General features: G+C 38.4%; 19 protein-coding genes. 18 read left to right on the top strand and 1 reads right to left on the bottom strand.

The features are described from left to right. Positions 1-70: 70 nt before the first annotated feature. The 17 genes from sodA to MKY06_RS22940 all read left to right on the top strand — a co-directional run bounded on the left by sodA (position 71) and on the right by MKY06_RS22940 (position 17858). Positions 71-679 (top strand): superoxide dismutase SodA, encoded by a 609-nt coding sequence (sodA, locus tag MKY06_RS23020; RefSeq protein WP_013059198.1) that lies wholly within the window; start codon positions 71-73, stop codon positions 677-679. A 129-nt stretch (positions 680-808) separates the two neighbouring features. Then, on the top strand, positions 809-2086 hold the full coding sequence (locus MKY06_RS23015; RefSeq protein ID WP_025601562.1) for an MFS transporter: 1278 nt from the start codon (positions 809-811) through the stop codon (positions 2084-2086). A 161-nt stretch (positions 2087-2247) separates the two neighbouring features. After that, positions 2248-4425 carry a peptidoglycan D,D-transpeptidase FtsI family protein gene (locus MKY06_RS23010; RefSeq protein WP_025601560.1) on the top strand — a complete coding sequence of 726 codons (2178 nt, stop codon included), beginning with the start codon at positions 2248-2250 and terminating at the stop codon, positions 4423-4425. 143 nt (positions 4426-4568) lie between these two features. Further along, a complete protein-coding gene (locus MKY06_RS23005) occupies positions 4569-4691 on the top strand; it encodes a hypothetical protein (RefSeq protein WP_013059195.1) in 123 nt (40 codons plus the stop codon). 367 nt (positions 4692-5058) lie between these two features. Beyond that, positions 5059-5856, top strand: coding sequence for a phosphate ABC transporter ATP-binding protein PstB (pstB, locus tag MKY06_RS23000; protein WP_370506071.1), 798 nt, complete (start codon positions 5059-5061; stop codon positions 5854-5856). A gap of 22 nt (positions 5857-5878) precedes the next feature. After that, positions 5879-6538 carry a phosphate signaling complex protein PhoU gene (gene phoU / locus MKY06_RS22995; protein WP_013059193.1) on the top strand — a complete coding sequence of 220 codons (660 nt, stop codon included), beginning with the start codon at positions 5879-5881 and terminating at the stop codon, positions 6536-6538. A gap of 193 nt (positions 6539-6731) precedes the next feature. Then, a complete protein-coding gene (locus MKY06_RS22990) occupies positions 6732-7226 on the top strand; it encodes a DUF4912 domain-containing protein (protein WP_025601556.1) in 495 nt (164 codons plus the stop codon). After that, entirely contained in the window at positions 7219-9537 is a 2319-nt protein-coding gene (locus MKY06_RS22985) for a glycosyltransferase (protein ID WP_025601555.1), read from the top strand. Before MKY06_RS22990 ends, MKY06_RS22985 begins: the two co-directional genes overlap by 8 nt. Then, positions 9534-11813, top strand: a complete 2280-nt coding sequence (locus MKY06_RS22980) for a sugar phosphate nucleotidyltransferase (RefSeq protein WP_025601553.1) — start codon at positions 9534-9536, stop codon at positions 11811-11813. The genes MKY06_RS22985 and MKY06_RS22980 overlap by 4 nt, the downstream gene beginning before the upstream one ends. Before the next feature lie 242 nt (positions 11814-12055). After that, positions 12056-12205 (top strand): 50S ribosomal protein L33, encoded by a 150-nt coding sequence (gene rpmG, locus MKY06_RS22975; RefSeq protein WP_013059189.1) that lies wholly within the window; start codon positions 12056-12058, stop codon positions 12203-12205. A gap of 46 nt (positions 12206-12251) precedes the next feature. Continuing rightward, positions 12252-12818, top strand: coding sequence for a 5-formyltetrahydrofolate cyclo-ligase (locus MKY06_RS22970; protein ID WP_013059188.1), 567 nt, complete (start codon positions 12252-12254; stop codon positions 12816-12818). Next, positions 12805-13602: a DUF92 domain-containing protein gene (locus MKY06_RS22965; RefSeq protein ID WP_013059187.1), complete on the top strand. Its 798-nt coding sequence runs from the start codon at positions 12805-12807 to the stop codon at positions 13600-13602. The genes MKY06_RS22970 and MKY06_RS22965 overlap by 14 nt, the downstream gene beginning before the upstream one ends. Positions 13603-13653: 51 nt before the next feature. Next, the gene (locus MKY06_RS22960) at positions 13654-13830 is read left to right on the top strand and encodes a hypothetical protein (RefSeq protein ID WP_013059186.1); all 177 of its coding nucleotides are present in this window, start codon (positions 13654-13656) and stop codon (positions 13828-13830) included. A 134-nt stretch (positions 13831-13964) separates the two neighbouring features. Further along, positions 13965-15485, top strand: coding sequence for a rhomboid family protein (locus MKY06_RS22955; protein ID WP_064472131.1), 1521 nt, complete (start codon positions 13965-13967; stop codon positions 15483-15485). Between the two features lie 181 nt (positions 15486-15666). Continuing rightward, the gene (locus tag MKY06_RS22950; protein WP_013059184.1) at positions 15667-15873 is read left to right on the top strand and encodes a YqgQ family protein; all 207 of its coding nucleotides are present in this window, start codon (positions 15667-15669) and stop codon (positions 15871-15873) included. Positions 15874-15875: 2 nt separating this feature from the next. Beyond that, complete coding sequence (locus tag MKY06_RS22945; RefSeq protein ID WP_013059183.1) at positions 15876-16844, top strand: ROK family glucokinase; 969 nt, start codon at positions 15876-15878, stop codon at positions 16842-16844. A gap of 111 nt (positions 16845-16955) precedes the next feature. Then, a complete protein-coding gene (locus MKY06_RS22940; RefSeq protein ID WP_029320197.1) occupies positions 16956-17858 on the top strand; it encodes a M14 family metallopeptidase in 903 nt (300 codons plus the stop codon). 35 nt (positions 17859-17893) lie between these two features. Here the strand turns inward: MKY06_RS22940 and MKY06_RS22935 are convergent, their stop codons facing one another. Beyond that, complete coding sequence (locus MKY06_RS22935; protein WP_013059181.1) at positions 17894-18070, bottom strand: DUF2759 domain-containing protein; 177 nt, start codon at positions 18068-18070, stop codon at positions 17894-17896. Between the two features lie 208 nt (positions 18071-18278). Here MKY06_RS22935 and MKY06_RS22930 point away from each other — a divergent pair, with 208 nt between their 5' ends. Then, positions 18279-18911, top strand: a complete 633-nt coding sequence (locus tag MKY06_RS22930; protein WP_014458225.1) for an MBL fold metallo-hydrolase — start codon at positions 18279-18281, stop codon at positions 18909-18911. The last annotated feature ends 12 nt before the right edge of the window (positions 18912-18923 follow it).

Below are 18923 nucleotides of genomic sequence, written 5' to 3'. Positions count from 1 at the left end.
ATTTGCTAATCTAAACGTATATGGTGCTTTTGCGCCAAAATGCTTACATATTTTGAAGGAGGAATTATTCATGGCTTACAAATTACCAGAACTACCTTATGCATACGATGCACTGGAACCACATATCGACAAAGAAACAATGAATATTCACCACACAAAACATCACAACACATATGTTACAAATCTAAACGCTGCTGTTGAAGGCAAAGCGGATTTAGAAAGCAAAAGTATTGAAGAGTTAATTTCAAACTTAGATGCTGTTCCTGAAGATATCCGTACAGCAGTACGCAATAACGGTGGCGGTCATGCGAACCACTCATTATTTTGGACAATCCTTTGCCCTAACGGCGGCGGTGCTCCAACTGGTGAATTAGCAGACGCTATCGCTAGCAAATTCGGCAGCTTTGATCAATTCAAAGAAGAATTTGCAAATGCAGCTAAAACTCGCTTCGGTTCTGGCTGGGCTTGGTTAGTTGTAAACAACGGCGAATTAGAAGTAACAAGCACACCAAACCAAGATAGCCCATTAATGGAAGGCAAAACGCCAATTCTTGGTCTAGACGTTTGGGAGCACGCTTACTACTTAAATTACCAAAACCGCCGTCCAGATTACATTTCAGCATTCTTTAATGTTGTAAAATGGGACGAAGTTGCTAAGCGTTACGACGCTGCAAAATAAGCTGAAGACGTATTTAAGAGCCAGTAAAGTAATTATTACCTTTACTGGCTTTTTTGTTTTCCAATTCTTTTACATATCTCCTTTTCTTTTTCACACACTAGGTGTAGAAGAGAAAAGGAGTTTTTTGATATGCCTTTATTAAAAAAAGTAGTTGGAGATGTAGAAGTTAGTAAAGATTTACTTTTGCTTTTAATTATAGGCGGTCTTTATGCCTTGGCTATTTCAATTTCCAATTCGTTTGTTAACATTTATCTGTGGAAACAATCAGGCGAATTTTCGGATCTCGCTATTTATAATTTAGCGGTAGTGGTGCTTCAGCCGCTTACGTTTATTTTAGCAGGTAAATGGGCCAAACGAATTGACCGGGTTGTGGTTTTAAGGTTAGGTGTATCTTTTTTAGCTGTTTTTTATATCGCTGTATTAGTCAGTGGAGCTAACGCAGCCGAGTATTTAGTATTGCTTGGTGGACTGCTGGGTATAGGATACGGCTTTTATTGGCTAGCTTTTAATGTGCTAACTTTTGAAATTACAGAACCTGATACAAGAGACTTTTTCAACGGATTTTTAGGGATCTTAAACTCTTTTGCAGGGATGATTGGTCCTTTAGGAGCGGGCTTTGTTATTTCCGCTTTGTATGAATCACTTGGGTATAAAATTGTGTTTGGTGTATCGCTGCTATTGTTTATCGGTGCCGTTGTGCTTAGTTTTTTTATTACAAGACGCGCAGCGGAAGGAGTATACAAATTTAAAGAAGTATGGGCTGAACGAAAAGTCAATAAAGACTGGAATCGAATATTGCAGGCTCATTTCTTTCAAGGGTTGCGTGAAGGTACGTTCATTTTTGTTGTATCCGTCATGGTATTTATTACGACGGGAAGTGAATTAGCTTTAGGAACATATGGACTGGTGAATTCAGCGGTTGCGTTTGTAGGATACTATGTTGCCTCAAGGTTTATTAAGCAAAAAAATCGCCTTCGGTTTATCTTCACAGGAGGCCTCCTTCTCTATGGAGCAGTCTTTTTGCTTATCTTTAACTTATCGTATCCAAAGTTAATTATATATGCTGTTTGTATTGCCATTGCCTATCCTATTTTGTTGGTTCCATTCATTTCTCTAACGTACGATGTGATTGGACGAGCAAAAGACGTTGTTTCAAAAAGAATTGAATACATTGTTGTCAGAGAAGTATTTCTGAATATCGGGCGCGTCGTTTCCATATCTTTATTTTTAATAGCTGTACTAATTTTTGATGAAGCAAAAAGTATTCCCATTTTATTAGCTATTGTTGGAGCAGGGCATACGATCATTTATTTTTGTGTGAGACATATCTCACAGCCTCTGCACAAAAAAGAAACGACTGTTACTCCTCCGGTATTAAATGAAGGAGACGGAGAGTCTCCAGCTTAGAGTGTTGTCAGCTCCTTCATTTGTACTATGGAAAATGCTTCGCTTTTCTTTTAGAATAAATACGTTGTGTAAATAGGCACCTGCCAGGTGTCTATTTATTTGCTAAATGTCTGATTTTATGGTGTTATGGTATATATGTTTTATAAAGTGTAGGTGTTGGTATGAAAAAGAAAAAAAGAAGAAAAAGTCACGTGCCTTTTCGTGTGAACTTACTTTTCTTGACCGTATTTGCCCTATTTTCCGTATTAATTTTGCGGTTGGGACTTGTTCAAATTGTGTACGGTGAGAATTACGAACGAGAAGTCGAAAAAACACAGGACGTTACGGTCAGTACGCCTGTTCCTCGAGGGAAAATGTACGATCGTTATAACCGCGTAATTGTAGATAATACCTCTTTAAATACGATTACATATACTCGTTTTCAAGGAAATACAGCTGAAGAAAGGCTGCGCATCGCTAAAAAGTTAGCCACTATGATCGATGTTCCTTACACCACAAATGTGATTGATATTCCAGAAAATAAAAAGAATAAAGATGCTAAAAATGTGGTAAAAATTACAGAACGCGATATGAAGGATTATTGGATTATGCTTCACCCTAAAGAAGCGGAACAGAAAATTACGCAAGCTGATCGCAAAAAAGTTCAAGATGGTGAAATGACTGATGACGAACTGTATCAACATCAGTTAGACCGCATCTCTAAAAAAGATTTAGAAAGTCTAAAGAGTGATTTAGAAGTTCTCGCTATTAAGCGCCAAATGGAGGCAGGTTACTCTAACACCCCGCAAATTGTTAAGAGCGGTGTGACAAATGAAGAGTATGCCGTTGTAAGTGAGCACTTAGATGAACTTCCAGGTGTTGATACAACAACGTATTGGGATCGCTCATACCCAGAAAACAGTACTCTCCGTACTTTGCTTGGAAATGTATCATCTGCCAACGAAGGACTGCCCAAAGATAAAGTACAGTATTACTTGTCAAGAGGCTATAGCCGAAATGACCAAGTTGGGACGAGCTATTTAGAGAAGCAATACGAAGCCCAGCTCAGCGGTCAAAAAGAAAAAGTTCAATATGTAACAGATAAAAAAGGAAATCTCCTTGATACAATTCAAGTGTCTAAAGGTGAACGCGGCAGTGATTTGGTTTTAACTATTGATATGGAGCTTCAAAAAGCAGTAGAAAAACAAATTACGGACCAGCTTTTAGCTAAAAAGCAAATGAAAGGAACGCAATTTTTAGACCGTGCTTTTGTTATTATGATGGATCCTCACACAGGAGAAATTTTAACAATGGCAGGTAAAAAATACACCATTGATAAGAAGACTGGAGCGCCTAAAATAGAAGATTTTTCATTGGGAAATATTTCAACATCTTATACAATGGGCTCTGTTGTAAAAGGAGCAACGGTTTTAGCCGGCTTAGATTCAGGAGCTATTAAGCCAAACACAGTGTTCGTTGATGAACCGTTAAAAATTAAAGGAACACCGGTTAAAAAATCAGCTGAGGCTGAAGGGCTAGGACCCTTAACGTATTCATCTGCGTTAAAATATTCATCCAACGTATTTATGTTTAAAACGGTAATGGCTATGGCTGGGTTACAGTATCATAAAAACATGACTTTACCGATTAAACCTGATACATTCAGCGAACTGCGTTCTTACTACAGTCAGTTCGGCTTAGGCGTATCAACAGGCATAGACCTTGATAACGAATCAACAGGTGTCCAAGGTGGAAGCGATGTTCCAGGTACGGCGCTTGATTTAGGAATTGGTCAGTATGATACGTACACGCCGCTGCAGCTTGTTCAATATACTTCTGCAATAGCTAATGGAGGGTATCGCATTAAGCCGCAGCTAGTAAAAGAAATCCGAAAACCAACGATTAAAACCGATGAAATTGGCGGTACGCAGCATTCATTTGAGCCTGATGTGTTAAATCGTATCACGATGAAAGAAGAATACATTAAAGATGTTCAAAGTGGCTTTAAGCGCGTTACGCAAGAACAAGGCGGTACAGGGTATGCAGCTTTCCATACAGCGAACTATAATCCTGCTGGTAAATCAGGAACGGCACAAGCCTATGAGAAAAACCCAAGCGGAGGGGACCCTATTAAAGTTAATAATTCAAACTTTGTGGCCTTTGCTCCGGCAAATAATCCTGAAATTGCAGTAGCTGTGGTGGTACCATCGGCATTTGTGCCAAGTGCACCAAATACCATTACAAAAGAGCTTGCTCGTTCTGCGCTCGATACGTATTTTGATTTAAAGAAAAAAGGTGAACAAGAAGTAAAAGACCAAGAAGAGAATCAACAGGCTGTCATTGCAAACGACGCCAATTAAAGAGGCTGGAACAAAAACATATTAATTGAAGTTAAGATCCGAACAAAGTTGGTTAAGAATCAACTTTGTTCAGATTTTTTATTTGTAGGGTGAACGTAGATTTCGTGTATGTAGGTGCTTTTAGCGGTTGATTGGAGGGCAAGGTGAAGACTCCTGCAGGAAAAGCGAAGCGACGAGGAGACTCACCGGCCGTTCGTGGAAAGCGAAGTCTTGCACGAAAATCAACAGTGGTGTCGGAAGTAATTCATACTGGCTTATTTATCTAATTTATCCATCTTTAGATTGAGTTGATTTAGTTATGTCTCTACCTCTTCTTTTTTTGTTAAAAATCTTTACATATATGGTTTTTTATTGAATTTAAGGGTCGTAAGAACTAGTTTTTTACCTAAAAAACACGCAGATAGACCTTCGTTTACAAAAGCTTTACATTGAGTTAAAACACAATTAATAGTCGGCTATTATTCTGTAAGTGTAAGGATTAATAGAAATGATCAAAATAAGGGGAAGCGTTTCGGCTTCTCGTATTTATTTACACTGATAGTAAACAATAGATATTAAATAGACATAGAGAGACTTTTATTGTGCTCAAAACGGTTAAAGACGATGAAGGAGGATTATCCAATGGCAATAACAATGGAATTGACTAACAAAGAAAAAGTAAATACTCCGCAAACAAAAGAAATTGTATATAAAACAAAAGGTTTGAATTTATGGTATGGCAACACACATGCCTTGAAAAATATTGATTTAGACATTCATGCTAACGAAGTTACCGCGATCATCGGTCCATCAGGCTGCGGAAAATCAACATATATTAAAACGTTAAATCGTATGGTAGAAATGACTCCAATTGTCCGTACATCAGGTGAGATTGAGTATAGAGGGAAAAATATTTTTGATAAATCGTACCACGTGGAAGAGCTGCGCACGCAAGTAGGAATGGTTTTCCAAAAGCCAAATCCGTTCCCGAAATCTATTTATGATAATATTGCGTACGGTCCAAGAATTCATGGCGTTCGCAACAAGAAAAAACTAGATGAAATTGTTGAAAAAAGTTTACGAGGAGCAGCTATTTGGGACGAAGTTAAAGATCGTTTGAATCAAAATGCAAATGGGTTGTCAGGTGGACAACAGCAGCGTATCTGTATTGCGCGCTGCTTGGCAATTGAACCTGACGTTATTTTAATGGATGAGCCTACTTCTGCGCTCGATCCAATTTCAACATTAAAAGTAGAAGAGTTAGTACAAGAATTAAAGAAAGACTTCAGCATTATTATTGTTACCCACAATATGCAGCAAGCGGCACGTATTTCAGATAAAACAGCATTTTTCTTAAATGGAGAAGTGGTAGAGTACGCAGAAACAGATAAAATCTTCTCAATGCCATCTGATAAACGCACAGAAGATTATATTACAGGTCGTTTCGGTTAAGACATACAAGGAGATGGGATGAGTGGTTGTACGCGAAAAGTTTCATGGTGATTTAAAGATATTACGTGAAAAATTATTAGAAATAGGGCGCTTAACGCATGAGGCGCTATCAAAATCAATTGAAGCGTTGCAAACAAGCAACGTTGAGCTGGCGCTAGAAATTATCGACGGCGATTCATACGTGGATGACTTAGAAGAAGAAATTAATGACCTAGCTATCTTACTGATCGCAAAGCAGCAGCCGGTGGCTATCGATTTAAGACGTATCATTGTGGCAATTAAAATTGCTTCGGATGTTGAGCGTATGGCAGATTTTGCGGTTAACGTAGCAAAATCAGCTATACGAATTGGAAACGAAGAATTAATTAAGCCGTTAGAACACGTAAAGAAAATGCACGATATTTCGATTGAAATGTTGAGCCTTTCGTTAAAAGCTTATCACGAGGAAGATCTTGTGCTGGCTAAAAAAGTAGCGGAAATGGACGATCAAGTGGATGAACTTTACGGAATAACAATCAAAGAACTTTTAAGTCTTGCTAAAGAAAAGCAGGAGGCTATGAACCAAATTACGCAGCTTTTATTTGTAGCCCGCTATTTAGAGCGTATGGCTGATCATACCACTAACGTAGCAGAAAGCGTATTTTACCTTGTAAAAGGCAAACGCTACGACTTAAACGAATAGTAGAAAAACCTCTTCTAATAAGCGAAGAGGTTTTTTTGTTAGTAAATTATAATTACTATGTTAACCTGAATTTTTAACACAAATCGACAAATTGCGTTTATTGTGGCAACTTTTTCTGAATGGTAAGATGTTAATAAGTTTATACGGCATTTATATGTAGAAAAAACATTCTAAGAAACGAAGTGATAAAACAGTGGCTGCTAATCTTATTCAAAACTTAAATGTGTGTATAGCTACTCAGCTTGACTCATCTCGTATTTATGTTCACTGGTCGTTTTCTGAGCATATTCGAGAGATGGTAGAAAGTATGTTTTCGACACGGTGGGAAGAATTGAATCTAGCTATGTGTACGTATGATATAACAGGTCTTCATTTTAACGGCCATGAATCACACCGCTATTATATGAAGGGTCTTACTCCTAAGCAAGACTTCATGTTTATGAACAGCTTGGAAAGTGAGCGCACGTATGTAATAGATATTGGTATTCAAGATAAAGAAGGAAGTTTTTTTTCCCTTCTTCGTTCGAATCCAGTTTATTTGATGAAAGAACAACATGAACAAGTGAATGTAACTTCGTTAGGCTGGATGTACGAACCTGTAAAAGTTCACCAGGGTGTTCAAAATGAATTTAGCACATATTCCTTATATTCAAATGACTTGGAGCAGGTGAAGAAGCAATATGAATAGTGATGACTGTATTTTTTTAACTTATATGCATTGTCCGTTGCTACATGTACTTCAAACAGAGAGTGAGTATCCGCTGTTTGAACAAGTAACGAACGAGTTCATCCCTTTTTTAGATCAAATTGAGTCTAAGAAATTGATAGGTGCAACAGCTGTGATGTCTTGTGTGTTTTTGAACGCATTAAACGACGAGGAGTTTAACACTCGTTACGCTCAATATTTACACCAGTTTTCAAGCCGGCAGCATCAGAGAGCACTCACTTTTTTAAAAAAGTGGAACGGGAGCTTGTTCTCAGCCTGCAAATATTTCTTTCAGCATGACATGATGGAATGTATTCCTACTACCGTAACGAACGCGTTCGTTTCCACCCTTAAAACCGAACAAACATTAAATCTCCAAATTACAGAAGCAATACGTGTTTTTCAACAGTTTTTTGAAAAAAAGCCCGTCGGTTTTTTTATACAGCAAGGAGAGTATACTCATCAAGTAGATATGCTCCTAAAATCTCATGAAATGCGCTATACCTTTGTGAAGTCATCAACAGATGAACTAAAAAAGTCGCCTGCTGGCATTATCTTGTTTCCATATCCTAAGCAAGGAAAACAAGTTGAGGAAGGAACAATGAATAAAGCGAGCGCTGTTTTGGATTTGAAGGCTAAGGACACGCTTGGCTTTCAGCGAATACAAGCAGCAAGCGGTACATTTCAATATCCTTTAGATTACGCGAGGGATATAGAGTTTCATCAAAACGAAACTCTTGCACTCTACGGTGCAACAAAAAGCGCTGAATTTGTTAGTGAGAACAATCAATTGTTTATTTCAACCGTACAGAAGTCAGAGGCGATGCTAGATTTTATCGATTCTAAACATCCTAGCGTGGTGAATGCTATCTACCGACAGTGGCTCCTTTTAAGTAGCAGCGATTGGCTTTATAATTTTGAAAAAGTCAGAGATGAATACGAAAGGCAAGTAAAACTATTTGATTTTCTTTGTCACGAAGAGAATCCAAGGATGGATAGCGAAAACAGTTTTCTTTCAGGAAGTTCTTTTTTATACCCTACAAAAGAGATAGAGCCGGCGGCTTTATCAGTAAATCAATATAAAGGCGGTCTCTCCATTTTAATGCTTGCATGGGAATTCCCTCCTCTAGTTATCGGAGGACTTGCACGACATGTATTTGATTTATCCAGAGCGTTAGCAAAGGCGGGCCATCATGTTAGTGTATTAACAACGTATGTAGAGGGGCTGCCGGAATATGAGCGTTTATACGGTGTTCACGTTTACCGAGTTAAAAGCCTGCAGCCTCATCATCCGGATTTTTTGACATGGGTAAACAGTTTGAACGTGGCTATGGCTCTTAGAGGACTGCAGTTAGGCTACAAGCTGTCTTTTGACGTTATTCATGCCCATGACTGGCTTGTTGCATCCGCTGCAAAATGTTTAGCAGATAAAACGGATAGACCGCTAATTACGACCATTCATGCAACAGAACATGGGCGCAATAATGGTATTCATAATGACATGCAGCAGAAAATTCACTTGCAAGAAGAGGAGCTGATTCGACAATCAAGCTCAATCATTGTCTGCAGCGACTATATGAAGAAAGAATTAATCACTTTATTTCACGTAGAGCAAGATAAAATTGCTATATTTCCAAATGGAATTGACAAGCAGCTGGTAGTCGACGCAGTAAATGAGCGGTTAAAAGAAAGTTTACAAAAGAAATATAATTTTAGAAAGGCCCCTATTATTTTTTCAATTGGACGAATTGTATATGAAAAAGGATTTCAGCTATTTATTGAAGCAGCGGAACTATTTAAGAAAAAACAAATAGATGTTCAATTCGTTGTGGCAGGAAAAGGGCCTTTACTTCATGAGTTTCGAACACAGGTAAGTGAAAAGCAATTAGACAAATACGTGTATTTTATTGGATACATTACCGATAACGAACGAAATCAGCTTCTTCAAGCTTGCAAAATGGTTGTTTTTCCAAGTCTATATGAACCTTTTGGAATTGTGGCTTTAGAGGGGATGGTAGCCAAGAAGCCAACTATCGTTGCCGATACAGGAGGTCTAAGTGATATTGTTTCACATTTCGACACGGGCCTGACGTTTGCCCGAGGAGATACGCTCGAATTAATCAACTGTATTGAATTTTTGTTAAAAAATGAAAAAACGGCTGCGAAAATCAGCGAAAATGGGTATAGAAAAGCAACAACTATGTTTAGCTGGGAAAAAATCGCTATTGATACAAGTAAGCTGTTTCAACATCACATTTGCCAGGATAAAAAAAGGAGGGAGGCAAAAAATTGAAAGCCATTATACTTGCTGGCGGTAAAGGAACAAGACTGCAGCCCTTGACCTATACGATTCCAAAGCCTATGCTGCCGCTTTACGATAAACCTGTGATGGAATATAGCATTGAACTGCTTAAGAAACATGGAATTACAGAGATTGGGATTACGCTGCAGTATAGGCATGAACAAATTATTGAATACTTTGGGGATGGCTCTCAGTGGGGAGTGACGCTTACTTATTTTATCGAAAAAGAGCCTCTTGGAACAGCGGGCGGAATTAAGCGAGCAGAGGCCTTTATTGAGGAAGACTGTATTATTATTAGTGGAGATGCCTTAACAGAAATTAATCTTCAAGACGTTATTCATTTTCATTATGAACAAAAAAGCGAAATGACCATTGTTACAAAAGAAGTAAACGACGTGCGGGGTTATGGAGTGGTGACGATAGATGAAGGGCATCGAGTCACGGGATTTGTAGAGAAACCGACCTACGAACAGGCCAATAGCCGATTGATTAATACGGGAGTGTATGTGATCAAAAAATCCGTTCTTGATTACGTGAATTCTTATGGTCCTACAGATTTTAGCTTTGACATTATCCCGCTTCTTTTGGAATATAATCATACTGTGTGCAGTTTTGTAACGGAAGATTATTGGATTGATATTGGGCAAATCCACCATTATCGTCAAGCACACTATGATTTGTGGAGGAAGTGGTTTGGCAATAGACAGGAAAGTATTGTCTCAGATGACGCGCTTATAGAAGAAGGGGTGACTATTTACGATCCGGTTTACGTAGGAGAAAATGTGGTGATTAGAAAAGGTGCTTCAATTGGTCCTTACACGATTATCGGAACCAATAGTATCATAGAAGCACATGCTGCAGTCGATAAAACGATTTTGCTTCAAAACGTAACGGTGGGGGCAGAATCGTTTTTATACAACGCTACGATAGGTCCCTATGTAAATGTTCAAGCAATGACTACGTATGTCCAAGATACAGTAGCTGAAAATCAAGTGCTACCTCAACTTTCTGTAAAACCAGATGTTTCTATCTTCAAAAACGGTCGCCTGTATGTACATTCATCTGTTGATCGAGAAAGACTATACAATGCGTTATTACTTGTATGCAAACACCAAGGGTCGTTCTGTCTAGCAAGCGATGATGAAGGAGAAGCCATTCAACTTCGCAAAGAATGCTTTTCTTTTTTACGGAGTAATCATTCAGCTGTGTATGATATTAAAAAAGAAGCTCTTCCGGTATTTCGATATTACATGATGACTTCACAAGCGAGCATTGGTATTTATATTGGTGTGGATAGCAAAAACAGCGGCCTCTTTTTAGAAATATATGATAAGAAAGGGCAATTAGTTAATCAGCTTATTGAAAAAAAGATTGAGCGGATGTACCTTCAAGCTAAAAAAGCAAACATAACAACTTCTGTTTCACTTAAAGAAACAAGCATAGGAAATATCAGGGAAGAATATTGCGATGCTTTAGTAAAATCAATTAATCAGCATATTTTATTAGAAGACAGTACGAGGATTGGCGTGATTTGTTCGCCGTTTATACAGGAAGTTGTCGAATTATTATGTAAGCGTCTTCGTGTCCACGTTTTATTTTTAAACAAATGGGAGAAAACAGAAGAAATCAAACGAATAATTAAACGAAATAAGCTGTCTTTTTGTATTCAGATTAAAGAAGATGGAGAAACATTTGCTCTATATGATGAAAAAGGCTGCAGCGTAAATGACTCAGAAATTATGTCGCTTTATATTTATAGCGTATACATGACAAAAAAAGTAGCATTCGTTCCTATTCCTATACACTATTCATCCACACTAGAAACATTTGCTCAATCTCTCAATCAATCATTTATGAGGACAAAAGCAAAAAAACGTGATTTGCTTAGTCTTTTGGGGCCCGTTCAATTTCAGTTAGATGCCATGTACGCTTTATGTCAGCTGATCGAATTAATTATGGTGCAACAGCGGAAAATTTCTGAAATGATTCAATATGTCCCGCACGCTTATATGAACTGGCGGTATATTTCATGTCCGCTAGAAATTCAAGAACAAGTGATGAAGAAACTATTAGAAGAAGCAATCGGTAAACAAGTGTATGTCATTGATGGCTTAAAAATTTACCATGATCCCCATGAATGGACGCTTATTTTGCCCGATGGTCACTTGCCTGTATTAAATATTTATTCAGAGGCGTTAAACACTCAGACTGCCAAGAAGCTGTCGGCATATTTTGTAGAAAAAATACAAGAGTATCAAAGAGTGTAAATAATGGCTTTTATTTAAAAGAAAGGAAGTACACCTCTCATAAAAAGAGTTCCGCTTATTTCAAGAAACTTCATCTATATATAAGGCGTAGCAGAGAAGGAGCTCAGGGCTCTAAGAGGAAAGAAAAAGTGAAGAAATGAAATTAAATGACTTTCTTCAAAAAAACAGACTGGCATTTCCTTTCGAAAAATGATATTATATTAAAGTCTGATTTATGTTTATAATGTTTGGAGGGAAAATAGATGCGCGTAAACGTTACATTAGCTTGCACTGAAACTGGTGACCGTAATTACATTACAACTAAAAACAAGCGTAATAACCCAGATCGTCTTGAGTTAAAAAAATACAGCCCAAGACTTAAAAAAGTTACACTTCATCGTGAAACAAAGTAAGCAGTAGGAGTACAATCCTGCTGTTTTTTTTATAGGGGGAATTAAAATGAAATCTCATCTGCGCAAAGAGATGAAGCGCGTTCTTAATTTAATTTCTGAAGAGCAGCACGAGGCACATTCAACAAGCATAGCAAATGCACTGTATGAAACTTGTTTATGGAAAGAAGCTAGAGTCATTGCAGCTACGGTTTCAAGAAATAAAGAAGTTAATACGAAAGCCATCATTGAACGTGCTTGGAAAGATGGAAAGAAAGTAGCTGTTCCAAAATGCAACCCCACAACATCTCAAATGGTTTTCTACGAGATTACGAATTTTTCACAGCTTGAAACAGTGTACTACGGGTTAGCGGAGCCAATTGTTGAAGAAACTGTTCCCGTTTCAAAATCTTCAATTGATTTACTCCTTGTGCCTGGCGTGGTATATAGCAAAAATGGATATCGTATCGGCTATGGAGGCGGCTATTACGATCGTTATCTAACAGATTATACCGGACAGAAGCTAAGCCTTGCGTTTGATTGTCAAGTCGTTTCAGAGGTCCCCCATGAATCTCATGATATTCCCGTTGAATATATTTTGACAGAGAAGGAGCTTATTTGCTGTGAATCCGTTTGATGCTGTCATGATAATTGTAATATTACTCATGGCAGGAGCAGGCTACATAGCAAAAGCACTGACAGTATCGGGAGCCTGCATGTCTTTTCTCGTAGGAGCGAGCGTTTATATCGGTTTTTCGCTTCAAGGTTTTTTACTCTTACTCTTATTTTTTAGCACTTCTACGTTGTGTAGTAAGTACAAAAAAGAAAAAAAACGCGCATTAGAAGAAAAGCTAGAGAAGCACGACAGACGAGATTATATTCAAGTCCTTGCTAATGGAGGTGTAGCTGCTGCTTGCGGTTTGTTATATGCAGCAACAGCTTTTCCTGTTTACATGTGGATGTTTATGATCAGTATCTCAGCTGCTAATGCGGACACATGGGCATCTGAAATAGGGTCTCTTAGTAAGAAGCCGCCGTTTTACCTTTGGACATTAAAGAGAGTAGAAGCGGGTACCTCAGGAGCCGTTTCACTTTTAGGTACAGCAGCCGGAGCAGCCGGAGCTTTTCTTATCGCTGCCGCTTGTTATTTTGCTTTTCCATCCGTATCGCTGAGTAGTATATTGCTAGTCGGGTGCTTTGGTTTTATTGGAAACGCTATAGACACTCTTCTTGGGGCAAGTGTGCAAGTTCGCTTTCGCTGTCAAAGCTGCGGTATTGAAACGGAACGGAAAGACCATTGCCGTAAGCCAACGATAAAAGAGAAAGGAATAACTTTCTTTAACAATGATGTTGTGAATCTTGCCGCTATTTTGCTTGCTGCTTTTACAGGCGGAATCCTTATCCTGCTTTTACCTATATAAGAGCATAAAATGTTCGTCATAGGAGCAAAGTAAACGTAAGGAGGCTTGAAAATGAGACATATTGTATTAGTACTTACGCTTTTAGTTGTTGGAACGCTGGGCTATCAAATGAGATACCGTGTTTTAAATTCGCTGTTTGGAAATTCATTTATCCGCAGTCTAGCTGTTCGTTCATTTTTTAATTTGCCGTTTGTTCGGGATCGTTTAATGAAGCAGGTCTTCCGCTAAGAGCGAAAGATACATAAAAAACACCTTACAGACTTGTAAGGTGTTTTTTTGTAGAAAAAGAAAAAGGGAAAATCGTTGCTTTTTTCCTGGCTTTCTGCCATCTTTACATATAGAGAGTGTGAGGAGGTGACTATTTGTCTAGGCAAGATTTTTATTATTTGCAGCTGGCACAGCAATTGCTTGGCCATTCTTCATACGAGCTGATTTCGATGAAAGCTGATGCTTCAGAGCTATGGTTTCAGTCTTCGCATCGTAAAGATAAGTCAATCGTCCGTATAGTCCGCCGGAATTTTAAATCAGCCGTTGAGCAGCAAAAAGATGTATTGTATGCATTACAAAGAGCTGAGAATGTGCGAAAGCAGAGAGGTAAATCAACGCTTACTCTTAACACGATTTACTTTGCTGATTTTGATCCTTTTTATACAGAGCAGTCCTTAGAAAGTGCGCCAAGTCCCTCTAAAGTGAATAGTTACGTTGAACAACTAACGGCAGAGAAAGCAAGCGCTTATGAACCTCTATTCGAACGGCTGGGTCTTACATTAGAAAGCGCAGACAATTGCTCTTCCGAAGAAGAAGCACAGCGAATAGAGCAGTGGAAACATAAAATTGTGCTTTTTGTACAGAAAAAACAAAGCGAAGAACAGCAAATAGCTGGATACGGGAAGCCTATTTTTACATATATATTTTTAGCGCTGCAAATCTTAATGTTTCTATTTCTGGAGTGGAAGAGCAGTACACAAAATACGCTCACTCTGATTCAATACGGAGCTAAATACAACCCCTTAATTATGGAAGGCGAATGGTGGCGTTTTTTTACACCTATAATTTTGCATATAGGACTCCTGCATTTGCTTATGAATAGTGTAGCCCTGTATTATTTAGGAACGCTTGTAGAGAGGATATATGGCAGCGGGCGTTTTGTCTTTATTTATATATTTGCCGGGTTTGCAGGATCTCTAGGAAGTTTTATATGGAATACGTCCATTTCCGCAGGAGCCTCAGGGGCCATTTTCGGTTGCTTTGGAGCTTTACTGTTTTTAGCAAGAACAAATCCACGCTTCTTTTTTCGAACAATGGGATCGAGTTTCATTGTAATCATTGTGATTAACTTGATTTTTGGATTTGTTGCGCCGAACGTCGATAATGCAGGGCATATTGGCGGTTTGGTTGGCGGATTTTTAGCTGCGAGCATCGTCAGTTTACCGAAACAAAAAAAGCTGTATATTCAGATTCCGGCTTTCATTTGCACGCTTTTATTAGTAGGAAGTCTGCTTTTTTATGGATATCATGAGCGTTCTGTTTATCAAGATGAGCCCTATGCACTCAGCGTAGCTGCTACGTATCTTCAGCAGAAGCAGTATGAAGAAGCAAAAGATGCCATTAAGCTTTTTGTTGAAAAAGGAACAGGAAATAGTAACGTGTATTTCGTCAGTGCTAGCGCAGAATTTTATCTTGAAAATTATAAAGAAGCTAAACAGCAATTGAATCAGGCTGTAAAGTATGATTCAACTTTTCATGAGGCGTATTACGAGTTAGCTCTGGTGAATATGAAACTGAATGATATTCCAGCGGCCACACAAAATATCGATAAAGCAATTGCGCTTGAACCGCAAAATGAAAAATACGAAAAGCTGAAGCGAGAGCTAGGAAATTAAAACTGTTGAATGACGAATTTAATATTTTATACTTTACTATTGTGAGAACGTTTACTAGAATATTAATATGTAGACCTAGCAGTGGGCGTTAAATACGGCCGCTGTTTATGACTGAATGACTGTTGAGTTATCTCAAAATAAATGAATCATATCACCTAGAAAATAGGATAAAGGTGACAGAATGAATACGTTATATGATGTACAACAATTATTAAAGTCCTTCGGCATTTTTATATACGTGGGCGATCGTATTGCTGATTTAGAGCTGATGGAAGCGGAAGTAAAAGAGTTATATCAGTCTAACTTGATTGATGTACGTGATTACCAAATGGCAATTCTTTTGCTTCGTCGAGAGTTAAAACAACAAAAAGAGAAAAAGGATGAATGAACATGGATGACAAATGGTTAGTTGGAGTTGATTTAGGCGGTACAACAATAAAAATGGCCTTTATTAATCATTATGGAGAAATCATTCACAAGTGGGAAATTAATACGGATGTGAGCGAGCAAGGCCGTAAAATTCCAACAGATATTGCAAAAGCAATTGATAAAAAGTTAAACGATCTTGGAGAAGTAAAATCAAGGTTAGTAGGAATTGGTATTGGTGCACCGGGGCCTGTCAACTTTGCAAACGGTTCGATTGAAGTAGCTGTCAATTTAGGTTGGGAAAAATTCCCTATCAAAGATATCTTGGAAGTAGAAACTTCTCTTCCTGTTGTAGTAGACAATGATGCAAACATTGCAGCAATTGGAGAAATGTGGAAGGGTGCTGGAGACGGAGCAAAAGATTTACTTTGCGTTACGCTTGGCACAGGCGTTGGCGGTGGCGTCATTGCAAACGGTGAAATTGTACAAGGCGTAAATGGAGCCGCTGGTGAGATCGGGCACATTACTTCTATTCCTGAAGGCGGGGCACCGTGTAACTGCGGCAAAACCGGCTGTTTAGAAACAATTGCTTCAGCAACTGGAATTGTACGTTTAACAATGGAAGAGTTAACGGAAACGGACAAACCAAGTGAGCTTCGCACAGTGTTAGAACAAAATGGACAAGTTACATCTAAAGATGTATTTGATGCAGCTCGTTCAAAAGACGAGTTAGCTATGCATGTTGTAGATAAAGTTGCCTTTCATTTAGGTCTAGCACTAGCAAACTCTGCTAATGCATTAAACCCTGAGAAGATCGTTCTAGGCGGCGGTGTGTCTCGTGCAGGCGAGGTATTACTTGCACCGGTAAGAGATTATTTCAAACGTTTTGCATTTCCTCGCGTAGCGCAAGGTGCTGAACTAGCAATCGCTACTTTAGGAAACGATGCGGGAATTATTGGAGGAGCTTGGTTAGTTAAATCTTATTTTGAATAATAAGCAAGAATCTAACTGAGATAAAAAAGCGCTTTGACATTTAGTCAAAGCGCTTTTTTATCATGCATCTTTTCAATCTTTACATATACATAGTGTAAAGGAGTGAAGATTATGCAAATTGTAGATATCCAAAAGCCCTACGATTACACACGAACAATACAAGATATCCAAACACTTTTGACGTACTACCCCTATGGTTCTCTTGAATGGATAGGGTGCAGCGTGCTTGGAAAGCCGATTCCTCATATTTTAATTGGAAACGGAGAAAGAAAGGTTCATATTAATGCGTCTTTTCATGCCAATGAATGGATTACGACAAATGTTCTTCTAAAGTTTGTTGAAGATTATTTAGCTGCTCTTCATTACGACCAGGCGTTGAACGGGCAGGAAGCAAGAGCTCTTTTTAATCAAATTACGCTTTCTGCGGTTCCAATTGTTAATCCAGACGGAGTAGATCTGGTCTTAAAAGGTCCTGCTGTAAGTGAACCTTATGCGTCTTTTCTTTCTAAAATAGGAAGAGATTTTCCTGATTTTCAAAGCTGGAAAGCAAATATCCGAGGGGTAGACTTAAACAATCAGTTTCCGGCTTATTGGGAAATTGAAAAAAAGCGCAAAGAACCTAAAGCTCCGCATTATCGGGACTTTCCAGGTTATGAATCTCTGTCTGAACCTGAAGCGCAGGCAATGGTAAAACTCGTTGAGCGTCATAATTTTGATTGTGTGATTGCTTTACATACCCAAGGAGAAGAATTTTACTGGGGGTATATGAATGAAGAGCCGACGGAAGCGGAGGAAATAGCCAGTTATTTTGAAAGGGTAAGCGGTTATAAAGCAGTCAAAACGATTGATAGTCACGCTGGATTTAAGGATTGGTTTATCTTAGAAAAGAAAAAGCTAGGGTTCACCTTAGAACTGGGGAAAGGAATTAATCCGCTGCCTCTATCTCAAATATCACGCGTATATAATCCGACCAAAGCTATTTTAGTTGCGGCAATGGAATATCTATCTATTTGAAAAGCCACGCAAAGCATATGCTTTGCGTGGCTTTTTTAATGATGTACCGCCGGATAACCGTGATGTATAATGGTCATCACGGTAAACCATCCGAACACACCGAATGTTAGTACCGAAAAACCAATGCCTAATATGTTTTTATTTCTAAAAGATGAAATAGCTGCAAATACGCCTAGCAATGTTGTTAGTGCAAAAATAATCATAAGACCCACTCGAAGAAACCTCCTTTAGGCAACTTAAAATTAAAGCGCTATCATTAGCTTATCCCTTTAATTGTAAAACTTTTCTAACCGTTTGTCGAGATGAAAACCAATCTTTCTTTCGCCTTATTAGCTTAGAAAGGTCCTTACTTTCATTTATAAGATGATGTGTGTATGATAATGCATATAACGGAAATAAATTTTACAAGGAGGATACATTATGAACTATCATCGTATACCGCTAGGACCTATTCAAACGAATTGTTATGTCGTTGCTAACGAAAAAAAAGAGTGTTTAGTTTTTGACCCGGGAGCTCAGGGAAAACAGCTCGTTGAATTTCTAGAAAAACAAACGTATAAACCGTTGGCTATTTTGCTGACACACGCTCATTTTGATCACATTGGAGGAGTAGATGAAGTGATGAATCACTACTCTATCCCGCTTTATGTACATAAAAATGAAAAAGAATGGCTTCATAATAGTGATTTAAACGGTTCGAAATTTTTTGATTTAGGAGAAATTACGGCTCCAGATGCAACCGATATTATTTCAGTCGAAGGCAATTTAACAATTGGCTCATTTCAATTTGAGGTGTACGAAACGCCTGGCCATTCTCCTGGCAGCGTTTCATATTATTTCAAATCGGGTAACTTTGTAGTATCTGGTGACGCGCTTTTTGCAGGCGGCATTGGACGCACAGATTTACCTGGAGGCAATCAAGCTCAGCTGTTAGAAAGCATCGAATCGAAATTGCTGTCCCTTCCAGAAGATACGCTTGTGCTAAGCGGTCACGGACCTGAAACAACTGTGGGACACGAAATGGATCAAAATCCTTTCCTAAATGGTTTTTAAGAATACAAAAAG

Source organism: Priestia sp. FSL P4-0332 (assembly GCF_038005845.1).
GTDB lineage: Bacteria > Bacillota > Bacilli > Bacillales > Bacillaceae_H > Priestia.
The sequence above is the reverse complement of the archived record's forward strand: the minus strand, read 5'-3'. Positions and strand labels throughout refer to the sequence as shown.

What these genes read in the sequence shown, in the direction of transcription:
- sodA (WP_013059198.1), top strand. Translation starts at nt 71, where the DNA reads ATGGCTTACAAATTACCAGAACTACCTTATGCATACGATGCACTGGAA.
- MKY06_RS23015 (WP_025601562.1), top strand. Translation starts at nt 809, where the DNA reads ATGCCTTTATTAAAAAAAGTAGTTGGAGATGTAGAAGTTAGTAAAGAT.
- MKY06_RS23010 (WP_025601560.1), top strand. Translation starts at nt 2,248, where the DNA reads ATGAAAAAGAAAAAAAGAAGAAAAAGTCACGTGCCTTTTCGTGTGAAC.
- pstB (WP_370506071.1), top strand. Translation starts at nt 5,059, where the DNA reads ATGGAATTGACTAACAAAGAAAAAGTAAATACTCCGCAAACAAAAGAA.
- MKY06_RS22985 (WP_025601555.1), top strand. Translation starts at nt 7,219, where the DNA reads ATGAATAGTGATGACTGTATTTTTTTAACTTATATGCATTGTCCGTTG.
- rpmG (WP_013059189.1), top strand. Translation starts at nt 12,056, where the DNA reads ATGCGCGTAAACGTTACATTAGCTTGCACTGAAACTGGTGACCGTAAT.
- MKY06_RS22970 (WP_013059188.1), top strand. Translation starts at nt 12,252, where the DNA reads ATGAAATCTCATCTGCGCAAAGAGATGAAGCGCGTTCTTAATTTAATT.
- MKY06_RS22960 (WP_013059186.1), top strand. Translation starts at nt 13,654, where the DNA reads ATGAGACATATTGTATTAGTACTTACGCTTTTAGTTGTTGGAACGCTG.
- MKY06_RS22950 (WP_013059184.1), top strand. Translation starts at nt 15,667, where the DNA reads ATGAATACGTTATATGATGTACAACAATTATTAAAGTCCTTCGGCATT.
- MKY06_RS22945 (WP_013059183.1), top strand. Translation starts at nt 15,876, where the DNA reads ATGGATGACAAATGGTTAGTTGGAGTTGATTTAGGCGGTACAACAATA.
- MKY06_RS22940 (WP_029320197.1), top strand. Translation starts at nt 16,956, where the DNA reads ATGCAAATTGTAGATATCCAAAAGCCCTACGATTACACACGAACAATA.
- MKY06_RS22930 (WP_014458225.1), top strand. Translation starts at nt 18,279, where the DNA reads ATGAACTATCATCGTATACCGCTAGGACCTATTCAAACGAATTGTTAT.